This window comes from Mangrovimonas yunxiaonensis (genome assembly GCF_000733475.1).
Classification (GTDB): Bacteria; Bacteroidota; Bacteroidia; order Flavobacteriales; family Flavobacteriaceae; genus Mangrovimonas; species Mangrovimonas yunxiaonensis.
In genome coordinates this window covers 665163-679473 of sequence record NZ_JPFK01000007.1, presented here as the reverse complement: position 1 = coordinate 679473, position 14311 = coordinate 665163, and the positions used below count along the sequence as shown (strand labels likewise).

Here is a 14311-nt window from a genome sequence, read left to right as displayed (position 1 = left end):
GTTTACTGAATTAAATAATTAATGATTGTACTTTGCACATAGTAGGTCTTCACAGATTCTATTTGGTTCATTTGAAACTTTAGCTGCAACTCTTGAATATCCAAAACATCATTAAAATCAATCGTTCCTGTTTCATAGCTTTTGATTAAAATGTCTTCTGCATCTTTGGCTTGCTGTAGGTTTTTGGTTTGGGTAGCATAACTTATTCTTGCAGAAATGCGTTCGTTATTCGCTTTGTCTAAAAGCGTTTCCAATGCATTTAAACGTTCCTGTTTTTGAGCAGTAATTTCCTGCTGTTGCAAATCATTTTGTTTGGTTTGGGATTTATATTTCTTATTGAAAATTGGGATAGATACCGAAACCATTGGCATTACAATATCCTTTCCGTTATCGCTGAAATCCATATTTGGTCTTTCAGCAACATTGATATAATCTAATCCAAAACCAATCATTGGACTGCTTTCTTTTTGATTCAATAATTCTGATTGCTCTATGGATTGATAGAGTTTATCAAATTTTAGTAATTCAGGATGTAATACTAATTTTTCAAAAGTAATATCAAAGTCTTCAGAAGGTATCATTAAACTATCTACCACATTCACGGTAACATCATTACCTCTATTCAATAGATTATTGAAGTTAGTTTGTTCTGCTAAAAATTGTTGTTGCAATACGTCTTTTAATTGTTGCATTTCGTTCTGACGCATTTGCAATCGCAACACATCTACTGCGGATGCTTTACCAACCTCTACAGAAGTTAATGCCAACGTTTCATAAGTTTCTAATAGTTTGATGTTTTCAGTTAAAACCTCTTGCTTTGCTTTGTTAGCGTATAGATTATAATAGGATTGTGATACCGAAGCCATTAGTTTTCGCTTTGCGATGACAATGTCTTCGTATTTAGCATCTGCCAATGAACTCACGTAATTTTCTCTCGAAGTAATAGTCCCAAACCACGGTAACATTTGTTTAGCAGATACTTTAAAGCGTTGTGCACCTGTTCGTGTTTCTGGCTCACTCACAAAATAACCAACACCAAATTCGGTATTAGGAATGGTGTTGACCTCGTTTACCTTTTCGGAAGCTCTTTTGTATTGTAACTCAAACTTTTGAATTTCTGGATTGTTTGTTAAGGCTTCATCGATAAGTATTTCTAATTGTTGAGCATTCGCAAAAAGACTCAAGAAACAAGAGCCAAGAGCCAAGACGATTTTTATTTGTATTGATTTATATTTCATTTTGATGTTCTTTTAAGTTGAACTTCTGCTTTCCAGCTATACAATACTGGTACAACAAACAAAGTGATTAAGGCTATAAGCATTCCACCAAAACTTGGTATTGCCATAGGTATCATAATATCACTACCTCTTCCTGTAGATGTTAATACTGGTAATAATGCTAAAATGGTCGTAGCTGTAGTCATTAAACAAGGTCTGATACGTTTTTCTCCTGCTTCTACAACAGATGCTCTTACTTCCTTTTTATTATCCGGTGTATTTCTACCGAATGTTTGAGTTAAATAGGTTGCCATAACTACACCATCATCGGTTGCAATTCCGAATAGTGCAATAAACCCTACCCAGACTGCAACACTTAAATTAATTGGGTGTATTTGGAATAAATCACGTAGATTTTCGCCAAAGAAATTAAAGTTTAAAAACCATCCTTGACCATACAACCAAATCATAATAAAACCACCTGCAAATGCTACTGCAATACCTGTAAATACCATTAATGACGTACCTACAGAACGGAATTGGAAATACAGAATTAAGAAAATAATTGCTAATGCTAAAGGCACAACAACCGACAAGGTTTTTTCGGCTCGCAACTGATTTTCGTATGTTCCTGTAAATTGGTAGTTAATACCTTTTGGCACTACTAATTCGCCACTATCTATCTTTTGCTGAATTAGAGCTTGTGCGCTTTCAACTACATTGACTTCGGCAAAACCATCTAGTTTATCGAACAATACATAGCCAACTAAAAAGGTATCTTCACTTTTAATGACCTGTGGACCTTGTTCGTAACTTATAGTTGCCAATTCGCTTAAAGGCACAGGACTTCCTTTTTCAACTGGCACATAAATCTGTTGTAAGTCTGTTGGGTTTGCTCGTAATTCTCTTGGGTATCGTACTCGTACACCATATCGCTCTCGACCTTCTACCGTTTGGGTTAAGACCATACCACCAACTGCTACTTTTAATACATCTTGAACATCTTGTATCGAAATGCCATAACGTGCAATTTTCTCTCTATCAATATCAATTAACAAATAGGGTTTACCAACAATACGGTCTGCAAAAACAGCTTCTTTTTTAACACCTTCAGCTTCCTTGATGATGTTTTCTAATTGCACACCAAACGCTTCAATCTGCTTTAAGTCTTGACCTTTTACTTTAATTCCCATAGGTGCTCTCATTCCTGTTTGAAGCATTACCAATCGGGTTTCAATAGGTTGTAGCTTTGGTGCAGAGGTTACGCCTGGCAATTTGGTAACTTTTACAATTTCATTCCAAATATCGTCCGGTGACTGTATTTCTGGTCGCCAATTACGGTAGAACTCGCCATTATTGTCTGGAATGAGTTGTTCTTTTGCTTTAAGAGATTGCCACGCTTCACGCTGTTCCGCTCGCAATGACATTCCGTTTTTTAACACATATTCACCATCATCATTGACTTTATAGCGTTGGCGTACTCCGTTTTCATTCAGCATATATTCTGGTTTATACTGAATGATATTTTCATACATCGACAAAGGTGCTGGGTCTAACGCTGATTCTGTTCTACCTGCTTTACCAACTACGGTTTCAATCTCTGGAATACTGGCTACTGCCATATCCAATTGCTGTAAAACACGTTTATTTTCTTCCACGCCAGAATGAGGCATCGAGGTTGGCATTAGTAGAAATGAGCCTTCATTTAATGAGGGCATAAACTCTTTGCCTGTATTTTTCATAATGAAAAAACCTGCAATTACAATAGCCGTTGGTACAGATAAAAACAATAACTTATTATCTAAACACCACCTTAAAATACGTGTGTAGTATTTTATAAATAATGAGAAAACACCCAATAAGCCAAAGCAAATGACACCAACAAAGATGAGGTTCCAGAAGATACTTTTATCAACTCCTAAAGGTCTCCAATATTCCGCTAACAGAAATACTATTGCAGTTGTACATATTATGATATTAATTAAGTTGGATTGTTTTTCTGTTATTTTATTTTGAGTACTTAACAATGCTGTGATACCAAAAGCTATCAATATCAATCCTAACCAATATCCATATATTATTGCTGCGATACCTAATGCTATTAAAATGCTATTTAAAACATATTTAAAAGTGTTTTTAATGGATTTTTTTCTGAATAAGAATGCAGCGAAAGGCGGAATTAAAAATAATGCTACAATAATGGATGCTGTTAATGCAAAGGTTTTTGTGAATGCTAATGGTCTGAACAATTTACCTTCAGCGCCAATCATTGTAAATACAGGAATGAAACTTATAATTGTAGTCATTACTGCGGTTACGATTGCACCAGAAACTTCGGCTGTTGCGTTGTAAACTACTGTATTAATGGATTGTGTTCCATCATCTTCATCTAAATGCCGAATGATATTTTCTGATAGTATAACACCAACATCGACCATTGTTCCGATAGCAATTGCAATACCAGATAATGCGACAATATTAGCATCGACGCCAAAGAGTTTCATCGCAATAAATACCATTAAGACTGCAACTGGTAATAATCCTGAAATCAAGACAGAAGCTCGAAGATTAAACACCATAATGATTATAACCAAAATGGTAATCAATATTTCAAGAGTTAAGGCTTCATTGAGTGTACCTAAAGTTTCTTGTATCAATTCTGTTCTGTCATAAAAAGGCACTATGGTAACTTGTGATGTTCTTCCATCTGCCAAAACTTTTGAAGGTAATCCTGCACTTAATTCATTAATTTTTTCCTTTACGTTATTAATGACTTCCATTGGGTTTGCTCCATAACGAGCCACCACAACAGCACCAACAACTTCAGCACCTTCTTTATCCAATAAACCTCGTCTTGTTGCTGGACCTAATGAAACTTTTCCAATGTCTTTAATTTTTATTGAAGTGAAATTTTCAGAATCAACTACAGCATTTTCAATATCTGCAATGGATTTTACATACCCCAAACCACGAACTAAATATTCAGCTTGGTTAATTTCCAAGGTTTGTGCGCCAATATCCTTATTACTTTCTTTTACAGCTTTAACAATATGATGTAACCCAATGTTATATTGACGCATTAGTTCTGGGTTTACATCCACTTGGTACTCTTGAACATAACCACCAATTGATGCAACTTCAGAAACACCGCTTGCAGAGGACAAGGCATATTTAACATAGTAATCTTGAATACTACGTAATTCGTGTAAATCCCAACCACCTGTTACATTACCGTTCTCATCACGACCTTCAAGTGTGTACCAAAATATTTGTCCTAATCCTGTGGCATCTGGACCTAACGCTGGATTAACACCTTCGGGTAATAAACCACTTGGTAAGGAATTAAGTTTTTCGAGAATACGACTTCTGCTCCAGTAAAATTCTATATCCTCTTCAAAAATGATATAGATGCTTGAAAACCCAAACATAGAGGAACTACGAATGGTTTTCACTCCAGGAATACCCAATAATGATGTGGTTAATGGATAGGTTATTTGGTCTTCTATATCTTGTGGGGAACGACCATCCCACTTGGTAAATACGATTTGTTGATTTTCACCTATATCGGGAATAGCATCTACTGCTACAGGGTTACTTGGCAAAAATCCTGTATCCCAATTAAAAGGTGCATTAACAGTTCCCCATCCAATAAAAAGGACAAGTAGTAAAACTGCAACGAGTTTGTTTTCTATTAAAAATTTGATGCTTTTATTTAGCATATGATTGATTTTAAACAATTAGACAATAGTGTTGTAAAAACACCGAATACAGTAAATTATCCTTACGACATTGCAGTCATAGGATAAAAGAGTCTATTGTTTAAAAATCAAATTAAGTATGTCTCGTCAATCTTGTAGAGTTGCCTTATGACGAGTGGTGGTTTGTATTCTTCGTAGGTAGATACATTACTGTCTAAACCTTCAAAAAGGTTAATGTAAGTATAAACAAATGAAGCGATGAATACTTGTTGCTCAAACGTGATTTTGTCAACTTGCAATTGTAATTCGTCTTGACCTTCAATTGCTAATTGTTTATCATCACAACAATTTTTCTTGGTAATAGAACATTCTTCGGTTGAAGGCTTTTCCATTTCCATTCCGCAACCTTTGGCTTTTTGAAAGATAGCAGATTCTACTAAAGTATCTCCACAATAATGCATATTCACAGTAAATGACATTGTAGAGAATAACACTACAAAAGTCATTGCTAAAGACATTATTTTATGGAAAATCTGCTTCATATTGATTGCGAAGTTACGAAATTTTAACAACTATTGATTTTGTTTAACAGAAGTTTAATTGATTAATCTGCTTAATCCCATTTCATTTTCTGCAATCGAACTGCATTTAAAATTGCTAATAATGCTACTCCTACATCTGCAAAAACAGCTTCCCACATTGTGGCTAAACCACCTGCTCCTAATATCAAGACAATAACTTTAACTCCAAACGCTAAAATGATATTCTGCCAAACTACTTTGCGTGTGGAACGACTTATTTTAATGGCTCTAACTACTTTTGAAGGTTGGTCGGTTTGAATGATAACGTCTGCTGTTTCAATAGCTACATCACTACCCAAACCACCCATTGCAATTCCAACGTTACTTGCTGCTAAAACAGGCGCATCGTTTATACCATCCCCTATAAATGCTACTTTATTTTCAGGATTCTTTTTTAATATTTCAACTTCGTTTAACTTATCTTCTGGAAGTAAATCACCTTTTGCATTTTCGATGTTCAACTCTTTAGCGACTTGTTGAGTAATGGAATCTTTGTCACCGGAAAGCATCATAATATTTTTGATACCAACTTTTTGTAATTTGACAATTGTTTCTTTGGCATCTTCTTTTAATTCGTCTGCTATTACCACATAACCAGCAAACTTGTTATCTATTGCAACTAATACAATAGATTCTACAATATTTTCCGTTTCCGCTGGGACTTCTATATTATTAGCAATCATTAATGCTTTATTACCTACTAAAACTGTTTTACTATTTACAATTCCTTTTAATCCTTTACCTGCAATTTCAGAAACGTCTTGAGCTTCAAAATCTTCTCCTTCTGATTTATACTCTAAAATTGCTTTAGCAATTGGATGCGTGGATTGTTCTTCCATCGCCATTAAATATTGCATAAATTCGGTTTCTTTCCAATCAATTGCTTTTACTTCTTTGATTTTAAAAACACCTTTAGTTACGGTTCCTGTTTTGTCCATTACCAAAGTATTTATCTTGGTCATTGCATCTAAAAATGAAGCACCTTTAAATAATATTCCATTTTTTGAAGCTGCTCCCAATCCACCGAAATATCCTAATGGAATTGAAATCACTAACGCACAAGGACAAGATATTACCAAGAATATTAATGCTCTGTATAACCAATCTCTAAATATATAATCATCTACAAAAAAGTAAGGTATAAAAGTAACACCAATAGCCAAGAACACTACAATTGGTGTGTAGATACGAGCAAACTGTCTAATGAATAATTCTGTTTTAGACTTACGAGCTGTAGCATTTTGAACCAAGTCTAATATTCTCGCAATAGAACTATCTTCAAACTTGTTGGTTACCTCAACTTCAATAACACTTTCTAAATTGATACTACCTGCGTAAACCTTTGCTTCTTTCTGAATGGAATCTGGTTTGCTTTCGCCTGTTAATGCTGCGGTGTTTAGAGATGCTTTTTCGGATAATAAAACACCATCCAATGGAATTTTTTCACCTACTCGAATTTGAATTTTTTCTCCAATGTTTACATCTTTTGGCGAAACACTTTTATAATCTCCCTCACGAAATACATTGGCTTCTTTAGGTCTAACATCTAATAATGCTTTTATATTTCCTTTTGCACGATTTACAGCAGCACTTTGAAATAATTCGCCTACTGCATAAAATAGCATTACTGCAACACCTTCGGGATATTCACCAATAACAAATGCACCAATGGTTGCTATAGACATTAAAAAGAACTCTGTAAAAACATCACCTTTTTTAATACTAATCCAACCCTCTTTTACAACAGGAAACCCTACAGGAAGATATGCAATACCATACCAAGCAATACGAATCCAATCCTTAAAGAATGAAACATCAAAATAATCTAAACCTATACCAATGATAAGCATTGTAAAACTTATTATTGCAGGCACGTAGGTTTTGAATGCACTTCCATTACCGTGATTATGACCATCATTATGCGTGTGTTGCACTTCTGAATTTGGTTTTAAATCTCTTAAATTGACTTTCTTTTTTTTCATTTAGTTTTGTTTTAGCAACAACTTTTGTTTTGTTGAATTGGTGGACAAGGAACTGTACCATAAGAACAATACACACAACAATCACCTTCGTTTGGTTTTAGTACCGTTTTACAATTCTCGCACTCGTAAAAGAATTGACAAGCATTTGTTGGCATATCTTCTTCTTTTTTATGTCCGCAGTTAGGGCAAGTGATTTCCGATTTTAATATGGTTTTCATTAATTTTCTTTTTTATCAGTTACTTTATAACCTGTTGCGTTAATTGCTTTCTCAATTTCCGCTTCATTTGTTTTAGTTTTATCATACTCAATGATTGCGTTACCATTTTCGTATGATGTTTTTGAGTTTACAATTCCGTTAAGTTTATTTACTTCGTGGTTTACGTGAGCTTCACAACTGGCACAAGTCATTCCACTTATTTTATACTCTGTTGTTTTTATATTTGATTTATCAACGACAACAATTTGTTTCTCTGAATTGGGATAAAACATACTTGAGTAGTATGGGAAAGCCAACAACACTATTGCGAATACTGTTACAACACCTAAAAAGGTTTTTGACTGCATAAATTTTGGTTTTTCATCCGTTTCACATTCACAGTCTATTTCTTTTTCTGGTTTTAGTTTTTGATACCAAGCAAATAGAAGAACTACTATTGTTAGCCCTATTAAGTAAGGTCTAAATGGTTCTATCCAAGAAAAAGTTGAAGCAAATCCACTTGTTCCCGCGATTAGAGCCAAAACTGGGGCTATACAACATAATGAAGCTGTAATTGCTGTAAGCAAACTTGTTATCGCTAATTTACTTTTCATAATTACTTAATTCTTTGATTACAAAAATGCAATTAAAAACAGTGCAATGGAAGTGCAATAATTAGACACTACACTTATCGCAAATACCTTTTACCACCAAATTTACATTCTCTGACACAAAACCATTTGGCACTTTTATTTGAGGTATTTTATGTTCTGTTAAGCAAATGGTTTCATTGCAATTATTACAATGAAAATGTAAATGCAAATCGTTTTTAATATCACAATTACATCCCTCTTCGCATAACGCATATTTTGTTATCCCTGTGCCATCGTCAATTTGATGGACTATTCCTTTATCTTCAAATGTTTTAATAGTTCTGTATAAGGTAGTTCTATCTGCTTTTTCAAAAGCATTTTCAATGTCACTTAATGTTACTGCTATTTCTTTTTCTGCAAGAAACTTATATATAAGCAAACGCATTGCTGTAATACGAATTTGTTTTGACTCTAATAATTGTTCTATTGTCTGCATAATTAATGTTCGTGTTCTGCTTCTCCTTTTTTCATTTCTGCGTTAAGGTAATAAGCATTGTTATAGGCAAATTGTGTGTTTTCATCTATTTCTTCAGTAAATTTAATTGCTACCCATTTGCCATCTTTTTCTCCAACAATCACTTCAACAGGTTTAAAGCTCCAATCGTCATTTTCTTTTTCTACTGAAAACACATAATATCTTTCGCCTTCTTTTATAATTGCACTTTCTGGTAAAGCTTTTGTTTGGGTATTATCTACTTGAATTTTACCTTGAATATACATACCAGGAATTAAATTACCTTTTTTGTTTTCTATTTCTGCGTGAACGTGAACTGCTTTTGGGTTGTCCTCAAAGGTTATGCTTACGGAATAGATTTCTGCGGTAAGTTCTGTATCTGGTATAGATTGTACCGTAAAGTTTACTCTTTGACCCTTCTGTACTTTATGGACATCTTTTTCAAAGACCATAAAATCGGCGTGAACGTGATGCGTATTTACAATTTCAAATAATTCGGTTTGTGGCTCTACATATTGACCTGTTTTTACTTCAACTTTTTGCACAAAGCCTTCTATTGGACTTCGCAATGCTATGCGCTGTGCAATTGTTCCATTGCGAACTGATGTAGTGTTAACGTTGAGTATTCTTAATTGCGCTTCTAAACCATTAACCATTGCTTTTGATGCTTGATATTCTGCTTCTGCTTTCTGGAAATTAGCACCAGAACCAACACCAGCATCGTATAATTTTTGTTGACGTTCATAATTTTTCTTTGCAAGCTCGCTATTGCTATAAGCGTTTAAATAATCCGTTTGCGCTTGTATGATATTTGGGTGCGATAGATAAGCCACAACTTGACCTTTATTAACCTTATCACCTTCAATCACTTCAATTGAAACGACATTTGCACCAACAACAGTAGTAATAGCTGCTTCGTTTTGTGGTAGTACTTCTAACGTTCCGTTTGCCTCTACATAGCCGCTCATATTACGTAATGCCAACGTATCTATTTTCATTTTTAAAGCATCGAATTGCTGTTGTGATAGCATTACTTCTTCGCTTTCATTATGTTCTTCGTCAACTTCTGTTTTTTCTTCCTCATCGTGGGAATGACCATCATTCTCGTTATGATTTTCTTTATTTCCGCAAGCTGAAACAAAAATGGTTAACACCATTACGGTAAGAATTTTATATATTTTATTTTTCATTGTCTTATTGATTAAAATATTGTAATTGAAATGTGCTTTCTAAATAGTTTACTAATGCAGTCTGTGCTTCAAGTTCCGATTGAATGGCTTCTTTTATCAACTGCGTAAATGCAGTATAATCTATTTCGCCTTCTCTGTACGCCAGTAATGCACCTGTTTTTTGCTCTTTTGTTAATGGTAAAACTTGGTCTTTGTAAAACTCCCAAGATGTTTTCCATTTTATATAGTTTTCTTTAGCCTGAACAAACCTTGATTGTACTTCCTGTTTTTTGAACGCTACATTGGTTTCTGCTATTTCTTTATCAATTTTGGAACTTCTAATTTGTGCTTTGTTAGTACCTGATAAAAACGGAATGGAAATACCTGCTTGATACGTGTAAAACCCTGAATTGCCATTTACTTTCTGTATACCACCTTGAAGATTGAACTTTGGCAAATTATCTGCTTTTGCAGCTTTATATTTAGCTTCCGCTTCATCTACAATGTTCTGCGACATACTGTACAACGGATGGTTTTCAATACTAATCGTTTCCATATCACTATCTATCGCTACCTCAAATTCATCTGAAACTGTAAAAATTTCTTCTGATACCAACCACAAATTGAATTGCTGTAAGGCAATAAGGTAATCACTATAGGCTTGCGCTTTTTTATTTTTAATTTGAAACGCTTGATTTTTTGCTGCCGAATATTCTAATTTAGAAATGGCTTCGACTTCATAATTTAAAGCTACTGCTTGTTCAAATTTGGAATAAATGGAATCCAGTTCTTTATACAAGTTATAGTTCCGTTTCATTTGATAGCATTTTGACCACGCTTTTTTTACTTCCAATTCCAGTTCTAATTCGGAAAGTTGAAAGGCTTTTTGTGCTAACTGAATGCGTTGTTCTTGTAACTTCCTTTTTGAACCAATTCCAAATAAATCAATGTTGGATTGACCAACACCTATGGTTGTATAGATGCCATTACCACTATTAACTTCTTCTCCACCTGTAAAAATTTGAGTCGTTCCGAAATCATAGGCAGTCGCTTTTAATTGCTCTTGTTTTGTAATTTCCAACTGCTTTTGTTTGAGCAATGGATAATTACTTTTTGCGAGTTTAACAGCTTCCTGTAATGAAATTTCGGGAATTGTATCATTCAACTCTTGAGCATTACTTTGTGGTGAAAAGCCAAATAGTAATAATACAACTGCTGTTGCTGTTACTAACTTTTTATTTGGCTTAAACGTAAAAGATTTGTTTTCTACCCAATGATATAAAATTGGTAAAACAAATAAGGTAAGCAAAGTTGAAGTTAATAATCCACCAATAACTACAGTTGCCAAAGGACGCTGTACTTCTGCACCAGCTGATGATGAAATAGCCATTGGTAGAAAGCCTAATACATCTGTAAAAGCAGTTAGCATAATAGGTCTGATTCTTCGTTTAGTACCTTCAACTATTCTATCCTTTAAATTGGTTACACCTTCTTCTTTTAATTCGTTGAGTCCGCTTATCATTACCAATCCATTTAAAACTGCAACGCCAAACAACACAATAAAACCAACACCTGCTGAAATACTAAATGGCATATCACGCAACCATAAGGCTACAACACCACCAATGGTTGCCATTGGAATGGCTATGTAAATCATTAAGGTTTGTGGTAAAGATTTTAATGCAAAGTATATTAGAATAAATATGAGTAACAATGCAATAGGCACAACGGTTTGTAATCGGTTGCTGGCACGTTCCAGATTTTCAAATGCACCACCATAGCGAATAAAATAACCCGATGGTAGTTCCAATTGTGCATCTAATTTTGATTTTATTTCAGTTACTAAAGATTTTACATCTCGACCTCTGACATTGATACCTACATAGGTTCTTCTGTTGGTATTGTCTCTACTTATTTGCATTGGTCCTGCTTTGTAGCTTACATCTGCAATTTCACGTAAAGGAATTTGAGCACCTGAAGGTAAATTGATGTACAGGTTTTGAACATCTGTTATATCCTTTCGGTTTTGAGAACTTAAACGCACCACTAAATCGAAGCGTTTTTCACCTTCAAAAATCACACCTGCTGTACCACCTGCAAATGCAGATTGTACGGTTTGATTGAGCGTATTTATTTGAAGTCCGTATTGTGCTAATTTATTCCGGTTGTAATTGATGGTCATTTGTGGTAAACCCGTTGTGGCTTCCGCTTTCATATCTCCAATACCTTCAGTACCTGCAATAATTTTAGATATTTCTTCAGCTTTTTGGGATAGTATGTCAATGTCTTCACCATAGAGTTTAATGGCAATATCTTCACGCACACCTTCAAGCAACTCATTAAAACGCATTTCGATAGGTTGAGTAAATTCATAATTAACACCAGGAACGATTTCAACCGCTTCTTTCATTTTCTCAATCAATTCATCTTTTGTCTCTGCTGTTGTCCATTCGCTTTTAGGTTTCAGAATAACAAAAACATCAGCTAAATCCATTGGCATTGGGTCGGTTGGTATTTCAGCAACACCAATACGACTCACAATTTTTTCGACTTCTGGAAATTTGGCTTTTACTATTTGTTCTATTTTAGTGGTAGTTTCAATGGTTTCAGTAAGGGAACTACCTGGTTTTAAAATAGCGTGAAATGCAATATCACCTTCATCGAGTTGCGGGATAAATTCACCACCCATTCTTGAAAACATAAAAACGGTTATCCCAAACAACACAACTGCAATACCAATTACCCATTTACCTTTTCGCAAGGCTCTAACCAATAAAGGTTGATATTTGTCTTCAACCCAATGTACAAATCTATCTCCATAAGATTTTTTATCATTTTTTGGTGCTCTTAACACTAAAGCAGACATCATTGGCACATAGGTTAAACACAGTACCATTGCACCAATCATAGCAAAAATAAAGGTCAATGCCATTGGTTTAAACATCTTTCCTTCAATACCTTGTAAGGCTAAAATGGGTAGAAAAACGATAAGGATAATCAACTGACCGAAAAACGCAGCGTTCATCATCTTTTTTGAAGCATTAGACGCCACTTTATCTCGCTCTTTGGATGTAAGCTGTTTCTTTTTTAGTACTTGTGATGCAATGAGAAATACTGTACTTTCTACAATAATTACAGCGCCATCAACTATAATACCGAAATCTATTGCTCCCAAACTCATTAAGTTTACCCAAACATCGAACACGTTCATTAAAATAAAAGCGAATAATAAGGATAATGGTATTGTTGAAGCAACGATTAAACCACCTCGCCAATTACCCAATAAGAAGATAAGCACAAAAATAACTATCAATGCACCTTCAATAAGATTTGTGGTTACAGTAGAAGTTGTTTCGCCAATTAATTTACTTCGGTCTAATAAGGGTTCAATAATTACACCTTCAGGTAATGACTTTTCAATTTGAGCCATTCGCTCTTTTACATTGGCAATAACATCATTGGAATTTGCACCTTTTAGCATCATCACCAATCCACCTACAACTTCACCTTCACCATCTTGGGTTAATGCACCGTAACGTATGGCAGAACCGAATTGCACAGTTGCAATATCATTAATAGTTACAGGAATATTATTAACGGTTTTTACCGTAATTTTTTTAATGTCTTCTAAACTCCGTACCAAGCCTTCTCCACGAATAAAATTAGCCTGATGGTTCTTTTCAATATATGCACCACCTGTATTTTGATTATTGGCTTCAAGTGCATTAAAGACATCTGTAATGGTCAATCCAATTGCGTTTAAATCGTTTGGGTCAACCGCGACTTCGTATTGTTTAATTTTACCGCCTATGGCGTTAACCTCAACCACACCTTCTACCATTGCCATTTGACGTTGTACAATCCAATCCTGCATTGAGCGTAAATCTGCAATGTCGTATTTGTCTTTATACTCTGGTGCTACTTTTAAGGTGTATTGATAAATTTCCCCTAATCCTGTGGAAATAGGTCCCATAGTAGGTTCTCCAAAACCAGCTGGAATTTGTTCTTTGACTTCGTTTAGTTTTTCGGCTACTAATTGACGAGGTAGATAGGTTCCCATATCATCGTCGAATACGATGGTAACAACCGATAAGCCAAAACGAGAGATTGACCTAATTTCCTTTACATCAGGCAGGTTGCTCATTGCAACTTCCACAGGGTAGGTTACAAATTGTTCAATATCTTCTGTACCTAAATTAGGTGCTTGTGTAATAACCTGTACTTGGTTATTGGTAATGTCTGGAACAGCATCGATTGGCACTTTGGTCATACTCCAAATACCTGCTCCAATTATGGTAAGCGTAAGCAAACCAATAATGAATTTGTTATTGATTGAAAAATCAATGATTTTATTAATCAT

At 34.7% G+C, this 14311-nt stretch carries 9 protein-coding genes; all 9 read right to left on the bottom strand.

Annotated features, from left to right (window positions below; translation table 11 throughout):
• Positions 1 to 2 precede the first annotated feature (2 nt).
• Entirely contained in the window at positions 3 to 1238 is a 1236-nt protein-coding gene (locus IA57_RS10470; protein ID WP_036122977.1) for a TolC family protein, read from the bottom strand.
• Positions 1235 to 4936 (bottom strand): efflux RND transporter permease subunit, encoded by a 3702-nt coding sequence (locus IA57_RS10465; RefSeq protein ID WP_036122973.1) that lies wholly within the window; start codon positions 4934 to 4936, stop codon positions 1235 to 1237. The genes IA57_RS10470 and IA57_RS10465 overlap by 4 nt, the downstream gene beginning before the upstream one ends.
• Positions 4937 to 5043: 107 nt before the next feature.
• Positions 5044 to 5457 (bottom strand): HYC_CC_PP family protein, encoded by a 414-nt coding sequence (locus IA57_RS10460; protein ID WP_036122971.1) that lies wholly within the window; start codon positions 5455 to 5457, stop codon positions 5044 to 5046.
• Positions 5458 to 5528: 71 nt separating this feature from the next.
• On the bottom strand, positions 5529 to 7478 hold the full coding sequence (locus IA57_RS10455; protein ID WP_036122967.1) for a heavy metal translocating P-type ATPase: 1950 nt from the start codon (positions 7476 to 7478) through the stop codon (positions 5529 to 5531).
• A gap of 11 nt (positions 7479 to 7489) precedes the next feature.
• Positions 7490 to 7696, bottom strand: coding sequence for a GDCCVxC domain-containing (seleno)protein (locus IA57_RS12735; RefSeq protein ID WP_084176750.1), 207 nt, complete (start codon positions 7694 to 7696; stop codon positions 7490 to 7492).
• Positions 7696 to 8289: a mercuric transport protein MerTP gene (gene merTP, locus IA57_RS10450; protein WP_036122966.1), complete on the bottom strand. Its 594-nt coding sequence runs from the start codon at positions 8287 to 8289 to the stop codon at positions 7696 to 7698. The genes IA57_RS12735 and merTP overlap by 1 nt, the downstream gene beginning before the upstream one ends.
• A gap of 61 nt (positions 8290 to 8350) precedes the next feature.
• A complete protein-coding gene (locus tag IA57_RS10445) occupies positions 8351 to 8764 on the bottom strand; it encodes a Fur family transcriptional regulator (RefSeq protein ID WP_036122963.1) in 414 nt (137 codons plus the stop codon).
• Between the two features lie 2 nt (positions 8765 to 8766).
• The gene (locus IA57_RS10440) at positions 8767 to 9972 is read right to left on the bottom strand and encodes an efflux RND transporter periplasmic adaptor subunit (protein ID WP_036122961.1); all 1206 of its coding nucleotides are present in this window, start codon (positions 9970 to 9972) and stop codon (positions 8767 to 8769) included.
• Between the two features lie 4 nt (positions 9973 to 9976).
• Positions 9977 to 14311: a CusA/CzcA family heavy metal efflux RND transporter gene (locus IA57_RS10435; RefSeq protein ID WP_036122958.1), complete on the bottom strand. Its 4335-nt coding sequence runs from the start codon at positions 14309 to 14311 to the stop codon at positions 9977 to 9979.